The sequence below is a fragment of the Flavobacterium sp. MR2016-29 genome, assembly GCF_015350695.1.
Lineage (GTDB): Bacteria > Bacteroidota > Bacteroidia > Flavobacteriales > Flavobacteriaceae > Flavobacterium.
In genome coordinates this window covers 101,400-117,267 of record NZ_JADKPU010000008.1, presented here as the reverse complement: position 1 = coordinate 117,267, position 15,868 = coordinate 101,400, and the positions used below count along the sequence as shown (strand labels likewise).

At 35.2% G+C, this 15,868-nt stretch carries 11 protein-coding genes; 3 read left to right on the top strand and 8 right to left on the bottom strand.

What is annotated here, in order from left to right; translation table 11 throughout:
• Nucleotides 1–115 precede the first annotated feature (115 nt).
• The 8 genes from IR010_RS16575 to IR010_RS16540 form a co-directional block, all read right to left on the bottom strand.
• Nucleotides 116–1,117: an isoaspartyl peptidase/L-asparaginase family protein gene (locus tag IR010_RS16575; protein ID WP_194605467.1), complete on the bottom strand. Its 1,002-nt coding sequence runs from the start codon at nt 1,115–1,117 to the stop codon at nt 116–118.
• Between the two features lie 106 nt (nt 1,118–1,223).
• Nucleotides 1,224–2,126, bottom strand: coding sequence for an ROK family protein (locus IR010_RS16570; protein WP_194605464.1), 903 nt, complete (start codon nt 2,124–2,126; stop codon nt 1,224–1,226).
• Nucleotides 2,127–2,202: 76 nt separating this feature from the next.
• On the bottom strand, nt 2,203–3,663 hold the full coding sequence (locus IR010_RS16565; RefSeq protein WP_194605461.1) for a glycoside hydrolase family 125 protein: 1,461 nt from the start codon (nt 3,661–3,663) through the stop codon (nt 2,203–2,205).
• A gap of 5 nt (nt 3,664–3,668) precedes the next feature.
• Entirely contained in the window at nt 3,669–5,951 is a 2,283-nt protein-coding gene (locus IR010_RS16560) for a GH92 family glycosyl hydrolase (RefSeq protein ID WP_194605458.1), read from the bottom strand.
• Between the two features lie 171 nt (nt 5,952–6,122).
• Nucleotides 6,123–8,384, bottom strand: coding sequence for a GH92 family glycosyl hydrolase (locus IR010_RS16555; RefSeq protein WP_194605455.1), 2,262 nt, complete (start codon nt 8,382–8,384; stop codon nt 6,123–6,125).
• Nucleotides 8,385–8,554: 170 nt separating this feature from the next.
• Nucleotides 8,555–10,468 (bottom strand): beta-mannosidase, encoded by a 1,914-nt coding sequence (locus IR010_RS16550; RefSeq protein ID WP_228515182.1) that lies wholly within the window; start codon nt 10,466–10,468, stop codon nt 8,555–8,557.
• Between the two features lie 201 nt (nt 10,469–10,669).
• Nucleotides 10,670–11,680: a LacI family DNA-binding transcriptional regulator gene (locus tag IR010_RS16545; protein WP_194605449.1), complete on the bottom strand. Its 1,011-nt coding sequence runs from the start codon at nt 11,678–11,680 to the stop codon at nt 10,670–10,672.
• A 239-nt stretch (nt 11,681–11,919) separates the two neighbouring features.
• On the bottom strand, nt 11,920–13,146 hold the full coding sequence (locus IR010_RS16540; RefSeq protein ID WP_194569586.1) for a PQQ-dependent sugar dehydrogenase: 1,227 nt from the start codon (nt 13,144–13,146) through the stop codon (nt 11,920–11,922).
• 172 nt (nt 13,147–13,318) lie between these two features.
• Here IR010_RS16540 and IR010_RS16535 point away from each other — a divergent pair, with 172 nt between their 5' ends.
• The 3 genes from IR010_RS16535 to IR010_RS16525 all read left to right on the top strand — a co-directional run bounded on the left by IR010_RS16535 (nt 13,319) and on the right by IR010_RS16525 (nt 15,832).
• The gene (locus IR010_RS16535; protein ID WP_194569587.1) at nt 13,319–14,212 is read left to right on the top strand and encodes a dienelactone hydrolase family protein; all 894 of its coding nucleotides are present in this window, start codon (nt 13,319–13,321) and stop codon (nt 14,210–14,212) included.
• Between the two features lie 16 nt (nt 14,213–14,228).
• The gene (locus tag IR010_RS16530) at nt 14,229–15,191 is read left to right on the top strand and encodes a GlxA family transcriptional regulator (protein WP_194605447.1); all 963 of its coding nucleotides are present in this window, start codon (nt 14,229–14,231) and stop codon (nt 15,189–15,191) included.
• Between the two features lie 74 nt (nt 15,192–15,265).
• Entirely contained in the window at nt 15,266–15,832 is a 567-nt protein-coding gene (locus tag IR010_RS16525) for a cysteine hydrolase family protein (RefSeq protein WP_194605445.1), read from the top strand.
• The last annotated feature ends 36 nt before the right edge of the window (nt 15,833–15,868 follow it).

Genomic DNA, 15,868 nt, shown 5'->3' with positions numbered 1-15,868 from the left:
ATTTTATTAGTCATTAAAGGTTGTCATTGCCAGACAGCCTTTTTTGGTTATTATAATGGAGTCATAAAAAAACAGCGATCTCTTAAATCGCTGTTTTTTTTATATTTTTAAATTTTTATTTTAGAAAAAAATCGGCATCAATTAATCGATTTCCTGTGTCATCATAAACGGCGTAATTAAAACCTCCCTGAATACAGTACGATCCGTATTCCCCCTCTTTATTTAAAGCAATAAATCCGACTTGAATATCTTTTAATTCTTTGTTTCTGCTTTTGGTCAATTTTACAATTCGGGCAACTGCTTCTTCACAGGCTTTTTGAGGAGATTTTCCCTGACGCATTAATTCTACAACCAAATGACAGCCAGCAATCCTGATTACTTCTTCACCATGACCTGTTGCTGTTGCTGCGCCAATTTCATTATCAACATACAAACCAGCTCCAATAATTGGCGAATCACCCACACGGCCGTGCATTTTAAAAGCCATACCGCTTGTCGTACACGCCCCTGAAAGATTTCCGTTAGCGTCTAACGCAATCATACCAATTGTATCGTGATTTTCTATATTAGCAATAGGTTTGTATTTACTGTCTTTCAGCCATTCTTTCCATTCTTTTTCAGATTCTTCGACTAGTAAATTTTCTTTCTTAAAACCTTGTTCCAATGCAAATTGCAAAGCTCCATCACCAACCAGCATAACGTGAGGTGTTTTTTCCATTACAGCTCTTGCAACTGAAATTGGATGTTTAATAAATTCAAGACAAGCCACTGAGCCAATATTAGCATTTTGATCCATAATACAAGCGTCAAGGGTTACACGGCCATCTCTGTCGGGACGTCCGCCATAACCTACGCTTCTTTCTTTGGGATCGCCTTCTGGAATTTTAACTCCTGCTTCTACCGCATCTAACGCAGTTCCTTTTTTATTTAGAACTTCCCATGCGGCTTCATTTGCCTGAATTCCAAATCTCCAAGTAGAAAGTACAATAGGTTTCTTTCCTTTTTTAGAAACCACTATTTTTTCATCTTCTAAATTTCTGTTGAAAGATTGCAACGCCACAGCTACAGAAGCTATTGCCGTTGTTTTTATAAAATTTCTACGATTTGAGTTTGCCATAATTAGATAAAATTTAAAACCATAAGTAATGTAACAACATATAAAGAATTGTAATATAATTTTATATTACGTTAAACAATTTAAACCTTAGTAAATTTAAAAAAAACTATGCTTTATAAAGCATACTTGCCGCACCTAATAACGCTGCCGCTTCATTATCTGTAGAAACAGAAATCTTGATTTCCATTCCTGCTTCTTTGATTTTTTTATTGAAACTCGGCAGAAAAAATTCGCTGGCGTTGGCTATTTTTCCACCAATAATAAAACTGTCAGCGCCAAATTTTTCTAACCACGGAATTACGATTGACGCCAAATCTTCTCCCATTTCTTCAAAGGCCTTTTTAGCATGTTCATCTTCGGCTAAAGCCAAATTAAAAAGTTCTAATCCGTCATTTAGATTTTGGCCTGTCAACTTTTTGTAGCGGTGTAAAAGACCTCGCGCTGAAACATAATCTTCAGCAATACTTTCTTTAAAAGGAATATTATAAATTTCGCCGTCTGCAGGAACTAATTCTCCCGAAGAAATAGAAATTCCATTGTCTATGAAACAAGCTCCAAGTCCAGTTCCGAGTGTAATCGCCATTACTTTTTTAGAAAGATTTGCAGCATCTTTATGCACTTCTCCTTTTCCAAAACAAACTGCATCGTTTTCAAAAAGAATTGGAAATTCGCTTGAAAGATTAAGTGTGCCTTGAATCAAATAACGAACATTTAAACCGTAAAAATGCTCATATTTAGATTGATCTTTTATCCAGCAAAGTCCGTTAGCATAATCAAACGGTCCAGGCATGCAGACAGCCAAACCTTTTATTTCTTCAACTTCCGAATTTTTTACCGAAGTTCGAATCGATTTTTCCCAAATAGACATTACTGCTTCAACTGGCATATTCGAATCAAAAAATTCTTTATGCAATGAAGGGTCGATTACTTGCATGTTTATAATATCTATAATTGCTGTGGTAATGTGTGTTCCTCCAATGTCTATTCCTACTGCATATTCTTTATTCATTCTGTATTTTTTTGAATTGAACCATTAAGAAATGAAGTTTCTGAATTCTTAATCTTTTAATGGCTAGTATTTTATTTTAGATATTCTTGTCTTTTAATATTTCAGGATACTTAATGCTTGTATGAACAATCATTTCGCCGAAAAGTGTATTTGCCCAAGCAAACCATTTTCTGGTAAACTTCGCAACATCATCTTTATGAAATGATTCGTGCATAAAACCGGTATCCGCATTTGTTTTGATCAAATTGCTGATGCACATTTTAATCTCTTTTTCATCAACACTTGTAATCGCTCTCAAAACAATACTCATTGGCCAAATCGTATCGACTCCTGTATGTGGACCGCCAATTCCTTCGCCTGCTTTTCCTTTATAGAAAAACGGATTATTTTCTGAAAGTACCACTTTTCTGGTATTCAAATAAAGCTGATTATCTGGTTCAATAGCGCCTAAATATGGCAATGATAATAAAGACGGAACATTGGCATCATCCATCATATGGAAACTTCCGTATCCGTTTACTTCAAAAGCAATAATTTTTCCGAATTTTGGATGTTCGATGATTCCGTTTTCTTCTAAACCTTTCTGAACCTGATCTTTTAATTCTTTTGCTTTAGCTACTAAATCTTTGTCTAAAAGCGCTGGCAAAGAGAAGATTTCGATCAAGTAACCTAAAACTTCAATGGCAAACATATTACTCGGAATTAAATACCCAAATAAAGTACTGTCATCACTTGGCCTAAAAGTCGAAACAATTAAGCCACACGGTTTTACCGGATATCCGTAACCGCCTAACGGCACGCCATCAGTAGCCCAGGCTGTTGTTCTTTGAAAGCTGTACGGGCCTTTATCGTTCCAGCGCTGCTGTTCTTTAAAAGTCTGTAAAACCAAAAGCATAGCTTCTTTCCACTTGCTGTCGAACAAACTGATATCACCCGTTGCCGCCCAGTAGCCGTGCGCCAATCGCACAGGATAACACAAACTGTCAATCTCCCATTTTCGTTCGTGAATTCCGGGCTGCATTTTAGTTATGTCATTTTTCCACTCGCTTACTTTTGTAAAATCTTTATAAAAAGCATTTGCATACGGATCGAGCAAGATACATTTCGCTTGACGGTTGATAACACCTTTTACTAATTCTGCCAGTTTTTTATCTTCTTTTACAAACGGAATATAAGGCCAGATTTGAGCTGTACTGTCGCGCAGCCACATCGCATCAATATCGCCGGTGATTACATAAGTATCTGGTTTTCCATCGATAATTTCAAAATCAACAGTTGTATCTAAAGTATTTGGAAAACAGTTTTCGAACAGCCAAGCCAATTCAGGATTCGCAATTTGTTTTTTAATTCGGACAATTGCTGCCTCAATCGCTGGACTTGTAAATTTTCTTTCTTTTAAAGGAGGTCTTTTGCTGATAAAATCTCTTAGAGCAAAATTGAAAGTATCAGATTGTATCGCAAAAACATCGGTTTGAATAGCTAATAATCCAGCTGAAAAAATTCCAGTATTTTTTATAAATTTTCTACGTGAATTCATCGTATTTATTTTGAAGTTGAATAAGAATATGGAAAAGCGCTTGCTGCTGTTCCTCTTTGTAAATTAGGTTCGCTGCTCATATCAAAATTTAATTCACCGCCCTTTAATACATCAAAATGATTGATATAATTTTTAGAGAAAGCCGAATTATTCCATTTTAAATCCTGAACATATTTGTTGGTTTCAGAATTTTTTGGAGCATTGATAATCAATTGTTTTCCATTTTCTAATTGTAAAGTAACTTTTTTAAATAACGGTGCACCCAAAACGTATTCGTCTGTTGCCGGACAAACCGGATAAAATCCCATAGCAGAGAAAATATACCAAGCCGAAGTCTGTCCATTATCTTCATCGCCGCAATAACCGTCTGGAGTTGGTTTGTATAAACGATTCATTACTTCTCTCGACCAATATTGTGTTTTCCAAGGTTCGCCTGCATAATTGTATAAATAAATCATGTGCTGAATGGGCTGGTTTCCGTGCGCGTATTGTCCCATATTCATGATCTGCATTTCGCGAATTTCATGAATTACAGATCCGTAATACGTATCATCAAAAACGGGTGGAGTTGTAAAAACGGCATCTAGTTTAGCTGTAAAATTTTTCTGTCCGCCCATTAAATCAATCAAACCCTGAACATCATGAAATACGCTCCAGCTGTAATGCATGGCATTTCCTTCTGTAAAAGCATCTCCCCATTTTAACGGATTGAAATTTTTTGGAAAACTTCCGTCTTTATTTCTACCGCTCATAAAACCAATTTCAGGATTATAAAGATTTTTATAATTCATCATTCGCTTTTCGTATAAACTGATTTCTTTTTTAGGACGATTTAAAGCTTTGGCTAATTTCCAAATGGCAAAATCGTCATAAGCATATTCTAATGTTCGTGCTGCATTTTCATTGATTTTTACATCGTAAGGAACATAACCTAAAGTATTGTAATAGGAAACTCCTGTTCTTCCAACAGCATCTAGCGGACCTTCATTATTGGCACCATGAACTAAGGCATCGTACAAAGTATTGATATCGTAACCGCGCAAACCTTTTATATAAGCCTCAGAAACTACTGAAGCTGAATTGTTCCCGACCATTACATTTCTAAAACCCGGACTCGACCATTCCGGCAAAAATCCGCCTTCTTTATAATCATTAATCAAACCTTCCTGCATTTCTTTATTAGTAGAAGGATAAACCAAATTCAGCAACGGATATAAGGCTCTAAAAGTATCCCAAAAACCAGTTCCCGCATACATATATCCCGGCAAAACATTTCCGTTGTACGGACTATAATGTACTGTTTCTCCTTTGGCATTTATTTCATATTGCTTTTGTGGGAAACAAGTTGCGCGGTATAGACAAGAATAAAACGTTTTTAATTGGTCTTCACTTCCACCTTCGGCAGCCAGTTTTCCTAATATTTTATTCCATTCTGCTTTTGATGTTGCAACAGTCTCCTTGAAAGAAGCATTTCCTAATTCTTTCAAATTTAGTTCTGCCTGTTCCGGACTTATAAATGAAGAAGCTACTTTTACATTTATAATTTCGCCTTTTTTGGTTTTAAAACCAACAACAGCACCTGCGTGATTGTCTTGTAATTCTAGTTTGTCTTTTTCTAAACCTTTGTCATTCCACGTAGAATTTGAGGCAAAAGGTTTATCAAAAATCAGTACAAAATAGTTTTTGAAATTCGTTGGAACTCCACCGCTATTTCGTGTTGTATAACCAATAATTTTATTTTCTGATGGAATAATTTTCACGTAAGAACCTTTGTCAAAAGCATCAATCACTATAGAAGATTGTTCATTTTCAGGAAAAGTAATTTGAAAATGCGCTGCTCTTTCTGTCGCTGTAATTTCTGTTGTTACATCATAATCAGCCAGATAAACGCTGTAGTAATATGGTTTTGAAACTTCGGCTTTATGACTGAACCAGCTTGCTCGGTCCGCTTCCGCGAAAGCCAATTTACCCGTTACCGGCATAATCGAAAACTGACCGTAATCGTTCATCCACGGCGATGGCTGATGCGTTTGTTTAAATCCTCTAATTTTTTCAGCAGTATAAATATAAGCCCATCCGTCTCCCATTTTACCGGTTTGCGGTGTCCAGAAATTCATTCCCCAAGGTCGGCAAATCGCTGGATAAGTATTTCCGTTAGAAAGACTGTGCAAAGATTGTGTTCCCATTAACGGATTCACATATTCTACAGGATCTAAAGTTTTGACTTGTGCATTTACGAAAACGCAGCACTGCATTATTCCTAAAAAAATTAAACTCTTTATTTTCATGTTCTGTTTTATTATCCTAACAGTTTTTTCTAAAACTTTTAGGTATTAATATATTTGTTTGTAAAATGTAAATCTATACCTAACAGGTTTAAAACCTTTTAGGAAAACTTAAAGCTCCCGATTCCTTAAATCTAAAATATATCCCGAGACTTCGGGACTAAAATCTAAAATTTAAATAGGTCTGTCTGCTTTCTTAACTCCAAAAGTTGTCGATGGTTTACTTCCCATAAATAATTTCAACTCTCCTCCTTTTACAATCATTTCCTGTATGATGTATGATTTTGTATAAGGTTTTCCGTTGTATTCTGCTTTTTGAATGTAAATATTAGTTTTACTATTGTCAATTGCTTTTACTGTAAAAGAAATTCCTTTTTTATGATGAATTGTTGCTTCATTTACTAACGGACTTCCAAAAACATAAACTCCGTTTGCCGGATTAACCGAATAAAATCCCATTGAAGACAAAACATACCAAGCCGACATTTGACCTAAATCTTCATTACCACACAATCCGTCTGGTTTTACAGAGTAGAATTTGTCATCGATTTCGCGAATTAATTTTGCGGTTTTCCACGGCTGTCCGGCAAAAGCATAAAGATATGGAATATGATGATTTGGCTCGTTTCCTTGCGCATATTGGCCAATTAATCCGCTGATATCCGGAGAAACTTCCTCGCCTTCAACTTTATCTGTAATTAAGAAAAGAGAATCTAATTTGTCTAAAAATTTCTTTTCACTTCCAAACAATTCGATTAAACCGTACGGATCCTGAGGAACTAACCAAGAATATTGCCAAGCATTTCCTTCAACATAATCGTCTTTACGATGCGCAGATGAAAGCGGGTTAAAAGGTGTTCTCCAATTTCCGTCAGTTAATTTCCCTCTCATGAAAGTTGTTTCTTTATCAAAATATAACTTATACAAATTGGCTCTTTTCGTGAAGTAATTATAATCTTCTGTTTTGCCTAAAGATTTTGCCATTTGAGCAACACAATAATCATCAATTGCATATTCTAAAGCGTTACCAACAGATTCCAGCAATTTATCTGCAGGAATATATTCTAATTTCTGAACATAATCCATTCCGTCACGCGTTTGCATGGCTGTCTTTTTGATCGCTTCATAAGCTAAAGCTGTATCATAATCACGATATCCTTTTAAGTAAGCATCGACAATTACAGCGATCGAGTGATTTCCGTTCATGGTATTGGTTTCATTACCCATTAAATGCCAAACCGGTAATCTTCCCTGCTGTTCGTAAATCGCTAAAAATGATTTTACAATATCATTCATTTTTTCAGGCTGTGTTATCGTGTACAAAGGATGTAAACCACGATAAGTATCCCAAAGTGAGAAAGTTGTATAATTCGTGAAATTTGCTTTTTCGTATACTTTTTTATCTGTTCCTCTGTAATCTCCGTTTGCATCATTAAAAATAGAAGGCGCAAACATGGTGTGATACAATGAAGTATAAAAAACTTTCATTGTTTTATCGTCAGCTTTGATTTGAATTTTATTTAATTCTTTGTTCCATTTTGAAGTCGCTGTTTTTACGGTTTGGTCAAAATCCCAATTTGGAATTTCAGCTTTAATATTTGCTGCAGCATTTTCAGAACTTACCGGAGAAATTCCGACTTTCACTAAAACTTGTTTGTTTTTTGTTGCAAAATCCAGAATGGCTTTCATTTTTAAACCTTCTCCTTCATTTCCATTTACAGCTGTTTTATCATCATATAATGCTAATTTTGAAATTGGTTCAGAAAATTCGATAGCAAAATAAACACGTTGATCTGCCGCCCAGCCTGCCGAAAAACGATAACCTACAAGTGTGGTTTCATTTGATTTTTTGATAAAAGTTTTTACCGGTTTATCCCATCCAATTCCATCAGCAAGATCTAACAAAACGTGATTATCATTGGCTGAATTAAAAGTATATTTATGAAAACCAACTCTTTCGCTGGCTGTTAACTCCGCTTTGATTTTGTATTTATCAAGTAAAACACTGTAATAGCCTGGTTTGCTTACTTCATTTTCATGAGAAAAATAAGAGCCGTAACCGTTTACCATATCTTCTTTTGTTCCTTTAAACAAAGGCACTTTTCCGGAAACAGGCAACAAGAGAATATCATTTAAATCCCCAATTCCGGTTCCGCTTAAATGTGTATGCGTAAATCCTAAAATGGTGTTGCTTGCATAATTATAACCGCTGCACCAATCCCAGCCTTCAAATATATTTACGGGCCCTAACTGAACTGCTCCAAACGGAACATTAGCGCCAACAAATACGTGTCCATGACCTGCAGATCCAATAAAAGGATTTACATATTGGGTATAATCTGAACTAGTTGTTTTTGCTTTTTTTTCTTGTGAAATTGCTGCTAAATTACTCAGCATAAGTACTGAAAAAACGATGTGCCTGAATTTTGTAACCATTTTATTTATTTTTATTTGACTTTGCGTATTGCCCACAGATGACATGGGTTTCATTGATTTACGCAGCTATTTTTTATTTAACCGCAAAGAGTGCAAAGATTTACGCAAGGTTCGCAAAGTTTTTTTTCCGTTCATCCTTTGTTACTTTGTCCCTTTGTCTCTTTGAAACTTTAATTATACTTTTTCAAAACCTCATAAAGAGAATAAACTTTCAGCTCTGGCTTAATTATTTTCCCTTCAAAATTGATTATTTTTTCTTCTCCTGCTTTTAAATCGAAATAATTATCACTCCATTTTCCAGTATATCCTTTTATGGACACATTTACATATTTTGCAAATTTTGATGCTTTTAAAACTACTTTATTTCTTTTTACTTCCCAAGTTATATTTGGATCTTCTAATCTTAAATTTATCGGACGTGTCAGATCTATTTCAGGAGTTTTATCATCCCGATACGCTTCTTTCATCGCGTACCAGGCTGCTTTGGGCTGACGGTCATAATAATCTGTCACACTCCAGCTTGCGACTGGCCAGCAATCATTTAACTGCCAAACTAAAGTTCCCATATTATAAGGCACTTTAGAACGGTGAATTCCGATAATATTTTTAAGAGCGTAATATTGAAGACATTGTGTAAGGTATGTATAATCCTCAACGTTCATTTTCTTTATTTTGGTTGAATCGATGAAATAGCGATTCAAATAAGAGTCTAATTTAAGAAATCCTTTTCCGGCTTTTTGATGGGCCTGCAGAATATCAGAATATAAATACCGGTCTTCTGGCAAAGTAAAAGCTTCTACAGAAGAATAATTAGGCATCGCCTGCATTCCGTATTCACTCACAAAACGGCCTGTTTTTTCCTGAACTTTTTCTACATCTTCCAATCCCCACCAAGTTCCCCAATAATGACTGTCGCCTTCGGTAATACTTGCTTTTCTTGACCAGTGAAATAATGGTGATGAACTAATATAAGGACGTTTGTTATCAACTTCCTTAACCCATTTTGGAATACTATCCTGAAACAAACGAACGTAATCTTTCCATAAACGAGTTGAATCCTGCTTTGACATTTTCATGCTTTTTTGCCATCCCCAACTTTTAAAAGCTTCATCTCCCTCATTATTGCCGCACCACAAAACAATACTCTTATGATGACGCAGGCGTTTTACCTGATACTGAACTTCTTTTTTTACATTGTCAAAAAATGCATCATCTCCCGGTATCATTGTTCCGGCAAACATAAAGTCCTGCCATACATAAATGCCGTTTTTATCGCATAAATCGTAGAAATAATCATCTTCGTAAACGCCTCCACCCCAAACACGAAGCATATTCATATTGGCATCTTTCGCCATTCCGATTACTTTTTCGTATTCTTTTTTGGTTACTCTTGATAGAAATGCATCTGACGGAATATAATTGGCGCCTTTCATATAAACGGGTTTTCCGTCAATTTTAAAATAAAAAGATTTGCCAAGTTCATCCGGTTGTTGTACCAGTTCGATTTTGCGATCTAAAACATAGGGCTTTTCAGGAATTTTTTCGTCATAGAATTCAAGTCGCGGTGTTTTCCAAATTCCGCAAGTGGTAAATTTTGGTCCCCAATCCCAGCCAAAATGATATTGTGCTTTACGCACATAGGCACGCGGATTGTCCGGAATTACAAAAGGAAGATCTTTTTTGGCCAATGAATCGACTACATTTTGTGCCGATTTAAAAACTACTACCAAATCGTTATTTCCTGATTTTAATATCTTTTTCACATCAACTTTCCATTGACGAAACATATTATCAGCTTTTAAAATCAATTGATTGTTTAGATAAACCGTTGCGTAAGTATCTAATCCATCAAAAACTAATTCGCTATTTTTCTTTTTTAATATTGCTGGAGTTACATGAAAAGTAGTTTTATATTCCCAGTCTTTCTTTTCAATCCATTGCAGCTTTTTTTCGTTGTCGCGATAAAAAGGATCTGGTATTATTTTATTGCGCAGCAAATCGGTATGAATCTCACCGGGAACTGCAGCAGGAAACCATTTTTCAGTTTTAGTTTCGCGGTACTGCCAGCCGATTTTTAAATCCATATTTTGTGCATTGCCTGCAAATGAAAAACTCACGAGACTAATAACAATAAGCCGATAAAAGCTTTTTTTGTATTCCATTTTAAATTTACTGCAAAAGCATGTTTCTAATTCTTAAATAGATTTATTTCCAAGTCGTCTAAGGATCCTAAAACGATTTAGTAAAATAACTAAAAAAAACGATTTGTTTTTCTGTTATTTCAATCAAACTGATTCTCTAACAATCAGCTTTCCTTTTTTGAGACTTTTCTCTACATCAAATGTTTTCATATCCGTCATCTGACTCATTAATAATTGTATAGACTTAATTGCAATATCCTCAATTGGTTGCGCAATAACAGTTATTGTTGGCGTATGCAATTTAAAACTGTCATGATCGTCAAAACTAATTACTGAAATGTCTTTAGGAATACTAATTCCCATAACTCTAAAAGCTTGTAATCCTGCAAGTCCCATATAATTTGCTAAAAATAAAACCGCATCAATCTTCGGATTTTTTTTAAAGAAGCTCATAATTTCGGCAATTCTAGTTTCTTCACTGCTATGATAATCCATATGAAGAACAAGCGCTTCATTGTAAATTGCTTCTTCTTTTAAAGCATCTCTATAGCCGTCTTCCCGCAGTTTCATCTGAATCATTTCAGATTTATTATTGACAACTGCAATGTGTTTACGGCCTTTATTCAGTAAAAATTTAGTAGCTGAATTTGCGGCTTCATAATTATCCATCACCACATGACTTACTCTTTGCCCGGGAAAATAACGGTCGACTAAAACAACTGGTTTTTTCAACTTTAAAAGAAGATCAATTTTGTCTTCAAGATTTTGAGTTGGCGTTATAATAAAACCATCAACATTAGCTTGCAACAGACTGTGAATTAATTCTGCAGAACGTTCGTCATCATCACCTGTACTGCAATAAAACACTCTGTAGTCGATATTTTTTGCTTCGTCTTCAATTACCCGTGCAAGTTCTGCAAAGAACTGATTCGAAATATCTTCAACTATAAGTCCAATTGATCTTGTTTTTCCAGTTCTTAAACTGGTTGCAATCATACTTGGCCTATAATTTAGTTTTTCTGCAACTTCCTGTACTTTTTTAATAACTCCGGCACTAATGCCCATTTTCTCGCCTTTATCGTTGATAACAAAAGATACTGTAGATATAGATACTTTAGCTTCTGTAGCAATATCCTTAATGGTAATCTTTTTCATCTGTAGGCTAATGTTTTTAAACAGTTATTAAATATATCACAAATATATATAAAAATAGATACTAAAACGATTTTACAAATGTTATTATTATATATATCGTATTTTTGGAGTTAAAAAATGATATTATTATCAGTAATTCAGAGTATTATAAGAGTATATCTTGTTTACTAAAATTTTTAATAAAAAAAAACGCTGTTGAAATTTCAACAGCGTTTCATATCTTATAAAGATTTAGGATATTATTTTTTATCAATCTTGTACAGTCTTCCTTGATCTGTGACAGCATATAAAGCACCATCACTTCCCTGTGTAATATCTCTAAATCGCTGACTTTCTGAAGCAAGAAGTCTTTCTTCGCCAACAACCTTATTATTTTGAAAAGCAAGACGCACAATATGCATACCACTTAAAGCGCTAATAAATAGGTTATTTTCCCATTCTGGAACTCTATTTCCGGTATAGAAAGTCATACCGCTTGGCGACACTACAGGATCCCAATAATAAACCGGCTGTTCTAATCCATCTTGTTGTGTAATTCCTGCTCCTACTTTTTGTCCGCTATATTCGATTCCGTAAGTAATTGTTGGCCATCCGTAATTAGAACCGGCTTTTAGGCGATTAATTTCATCACCTCCTCTTGGTCCGTGCTCACTCTGCCATATTTCGCCTGTAACAGGATGAAGCGCCAGTCCCTGCGGATTTCTATGTCCAATAGTATATAATTCTGGCAATGCTCCCGTTCCAGTAAAAGTTGGATTACCAGATGCTGGCTGTCCGTCTTTTGTAATTCTGATAACTTTTCCAAGGCCAGATGCAACTGATTGTGCCAATGGTCTAGTTTCTAATACAGAGCGTTCTCCTGTGCTTACAATTAAATTTCCTGTTTTATCAAAAAGAATTCTTCCTCCATAATGCAAATCACTAGGGTTAGCAGGTTTTGCACGATAAATTACTGTTGCTCCTTCAATTGTTTTTTCGTCAGCTGAAAGCTTTCCTTTGGCAACAGCCGTATTATTTCCGCCTGTTGTAGCTTCAGAGAAAACCCAATATATCATTTTATTTGATGCAAATTCTGGATCTAAACACAAACCTAGCAAACCGCCCTGCCCTGCAGCGTTAACTGCCGGAACACCTGTAATCGCTGCACTAACAACACCTGCTGTAGTTACAATACGCAATTGTCCTGATTTTTCTGTAACCAAAAGTCGGCCGTCTGGAAGACTTTTTACTCCCCAAGGAGCTGCTAACGTACTTGTTATAATTTTTGCTTCATAACTGGTATTTGTCTGTACACCACTAGCACGAGTTTGTCCTGCAAATGCTGGAGTATATGTTGTATTTGGTGCAGTAGTTTCTACCGGATCTGTTTTTGTTCCCGGATCTGCTGGACTGTCTTTATCATTTGAACAGCTAAAAAGCGTGAATAATGCCGTCGAAAGTGTAATAATGTAGGTTGTATTTTTCATCATTTGACAATTTAAATTAATAGTATATAGTTTGGTCAACGTAAATTTCTATAATTAAATTCACAAGAATTTATATAATTATTTAAACTTTTTACAGAATTAACTGATATTTAAAAAGCTTTATTTAAAGTAAACGTTTTATTTATTAATTTAGTTTCCAAAACTAAAAACTATGGAAAAATTAACCAAAGAAGATATCAGTCAAGAGGTATTTGATCTGTATGATGATTACGCTCACAACAAAATTGACAGGAGAATATTTATTGAAAAATTATCCATTTTTGCGGTAGGAACTCTTACTCTTCCATCACTTTTGAGTTTTATGACGCCAAATTATGTAGACAGTATTTTAGTACCACCAACAGATCCTAGATTAAAAACAGGCTACATAAATTATGATTCTCCAAAAGGAGGCGGGAGCATAAAAGGACTTTTATCACAACCATCTGAAACCAAAAAAAAACTGCCTGGAATTATTGTTGTTCATGAAAATCGAGGCCTTAATCCGTATATTGAAGATGTTGGGAGAAGAGCTGCTATCGAAGGCTTCATTACCCTTGCACCAGACGCTTTATCGCCATTAGGCGGTTATCCGGGAAATGACGATGCTGGACGTGAATTGCAAAAAAAACGTACACGCGAAGAAATGCTGGAAGATTTTATTGCCGCTTATGAATATCTGAAATCACATAAGGACTGCAACGGTTATGTTGGCGTCGTCGGATTTTGTTTTGGTGGATGGATTTCGAATATGATGGCAGTTAAAATTCCAACTTTGGCAGCAGCCGTTCCATATTATGGTGGACAGCCGACAAAAGAAGAGGCTGAAAAAATAACAACACCGTTACTTTTGCATTACGCAGGTTTGGATACGCGCGTAAACGAAGGATGGCCCGCTTTTCAGGAAGTATTGAACAAAAACAAAGTCGAAAATACGGCTTATTTTTATCCGAATGTAAATCACGGCTTTCATAACAATACCACGCCAAGATACGACGAAGCCGCCGCAACTTTATCATGGACAAGAACTATAGATTTTTTTAAACAGAAATTAAAAAAGAAATAAGAAGACACTTTCATAAATGACAAAATTAAAAGCAACGGTTTATTTTTATATTCCGAAAGAAGTCAGTTTACTGGATTTAAGCGGTGTTGTAGAAGTGTTTCAGGAAGCCAATAATTTAGGTTTGAATTATGAACTGAAATTTGTCAGCACTGTATCTTCCGTTATTTCTAATTCGGGTTTAGCACTTTCTTCTCTCCTTCATTTTACGGAAACGGCGCCACAAAAAAATGATTTTATTATTGTTTCCGGATTCAGTACACATCAATTAATGAATCTCAAAGATGAACCGTTGTTTTTTGAATGGCTTCATCAGGCAAATAAAAATCAAACCTCCATTTGCAGTATTTGTACCGGCGCATTTCTGCTTGCTAAATCTGGACTTTTAGACCATAAAGAATGTACCACACACTGGAAACTTATTTCGAAATTAGAAAAAGATTTTCCGCTTTTAAAACCTCAAAAAAATACTTTATTTACCAAATCTGACAACATTTATACCAGCGCCGGAATTGTAACAGGAATCGATTTGGCCTTATTTTTAATTGAAGAAAAACACGGAAAAGATACCGCAACTGCCATTGCCAAAGAGCTTGTAGTTTACAAAAGAAGAAACGGAACCGATGAACAGGAGAGCGTTTATCTTCAAAATCGAAACCATCGCGATGAAAAAATTCATACCATTCAGGATTGGATTATTTACAATTTAGAAAAAACATCAACCATTGACTTTTTAGCCGATTTGGTTTATGTGAGTCCGCGAACTCTGACTCGGATTTTCAAGAAAGAAACTGGCGTTACAATTGCCGCATACAGAACAAAATTAAGAATTGAAAAAGCCAAAAGCCTGCTCGCTAATTCTGATTATAAAATAGAACACATTGCGCATTTGTGTGGTTATAAGACGTCTAAACAATTAAGAGTTATTCTAGATGATCAAATTGATCTACTGCCAACTGCAATTAAAAATATGCTGGCTTAAAACGACTATCGTTTGTCCTTTTTCTATAATAATTGCTAAAGTACATTTGTAACCTAATAATCAAAAAGATACAAATGAAACTTAGAGACAAAAATCCCGCCTTGCTTATAATTGATGTTCAAAAAGGTTTTAATGAGGAAGCCTTTTGGGGCGGTAATCGAAACAATAAAGATGCTGAAACCAAGATGGCTCAAATTCTGGAAAAATGGAGAATACTTAAATTACCTATTTTCCATATTGTTCACAGTTCGATTCATCCTAATTCTAAATTGCACGAATCAAATCCCGGCTTTGAAATAAAAGATGAAGTAAAACCAATTAAAGGCGAACCCATTATCGTCAAAAATGTAAACAGCGCTTTTATTGGAACTGATTTAAAAGAAAAATTGGACGAACAAGGAATTACAAATCTGGTAATTTTTGGATTAACTACCAATCACTGTGTTTCTACAACAACCAGAATGGCCGGAAATTTGGGTTATGAAAATTTCGTAATTGCAGATGCAACGGCTACATTTGACAGAATTGGAATAAATGGAGAAAAATTTGATTCGGAGTTAATGCATCAAACTGCTTTGGCGAGTTTAAATGAGGAATTTGCAAAAGTTATCAATACTGAGAAATTGCTCGAATTGGTATAAAAATAAAAGACATTTGAAATTTCTATTTTTTTGGAA

What these genes read in the sequence shown, in the direction of transcription:
- IR010_RS16575 (WP_194605467.1), bottom strand. Translation starts at nt 1,117, where the DNA reads ATGGCAAACTCAAATCGTAGAAATTTTATAAAAACAACGGCAATAGCT.
- IR010_RS16570 (WP_194605464.1), bottom strand. Translation starts at nt 2,126, where the DNA reads ATGAATAAAGAATATGCAGTAGGAATAGACATTGGAGGAACACACATT.
- IR010_RS16565 (WP_194605461.1), bottom strand. Translation starts at nt 3,663, where the DNA reads ATGAATTCACGTAGAAAATTTATAAAAAATACTGGAATTTTTTCAGCT.
- IR010_RS16560 (WP_194605458.1), bottom strand. Translation starts at nt 5,951, where the DNA reads ATGAAAATAAAGAGTTTAATTTTTTTAGGAATAATGCAGTGCTGCGTT.
- IR010_RS16555 (WP_194605455.1), bottom strand. Translation starts at nt 8,384, where the DNA reads ATGGTTACAAAATTCAGGCACATCGTTTTTTCAGTACTTATGCTGAGT.
- IR010_RS16550 (WP_228515182.1), bottom strand. Translation starts at nt 10,468, where the DNA reads ATGGATTTAAAAATCGGCTGGCAGTACCGCGAAACTAAAACTGAAAAA.
- IR010_RS16545 (WP_194605449.1), bottom strand. Translation starts at nt 11,680, where the DNA reads ATGAAAAAGATTACCATTAAGGATATTGCTACAGAAGCTAAAGTATCT.
- IR010_RS16540 (WP_194569586.1), bottom strand. Translation starts at nt 13,146, where the DNA reads ATGAAAAATACAACCTACATTATTACACTTTCGACGGCATTATTCACG.
- IR010_RS16535 (WP_194569587.1), top strand. Translation starts at nt 13,319, where the DNA reads ATGGAAAAATTAACCAAAGAAGATATCAGTCAAGAGGTATTTGATCTG.
- IR010_RS16530 (WP_194605447.1), top strand. Translation starts at nt 14,229, where the DNA reads ATGACAAAATTAAAAGCAACGGTTTATTTTTATATTCCGAAAGAAGTC.
- IR010_RS16525 (WP_194605445.1), top strand. Translation starts at nt 15,266, where the DNA reads ATGAAACTTAGAGACAAAAATCCCGCCTTGCTTATAATTGATGTTCAA.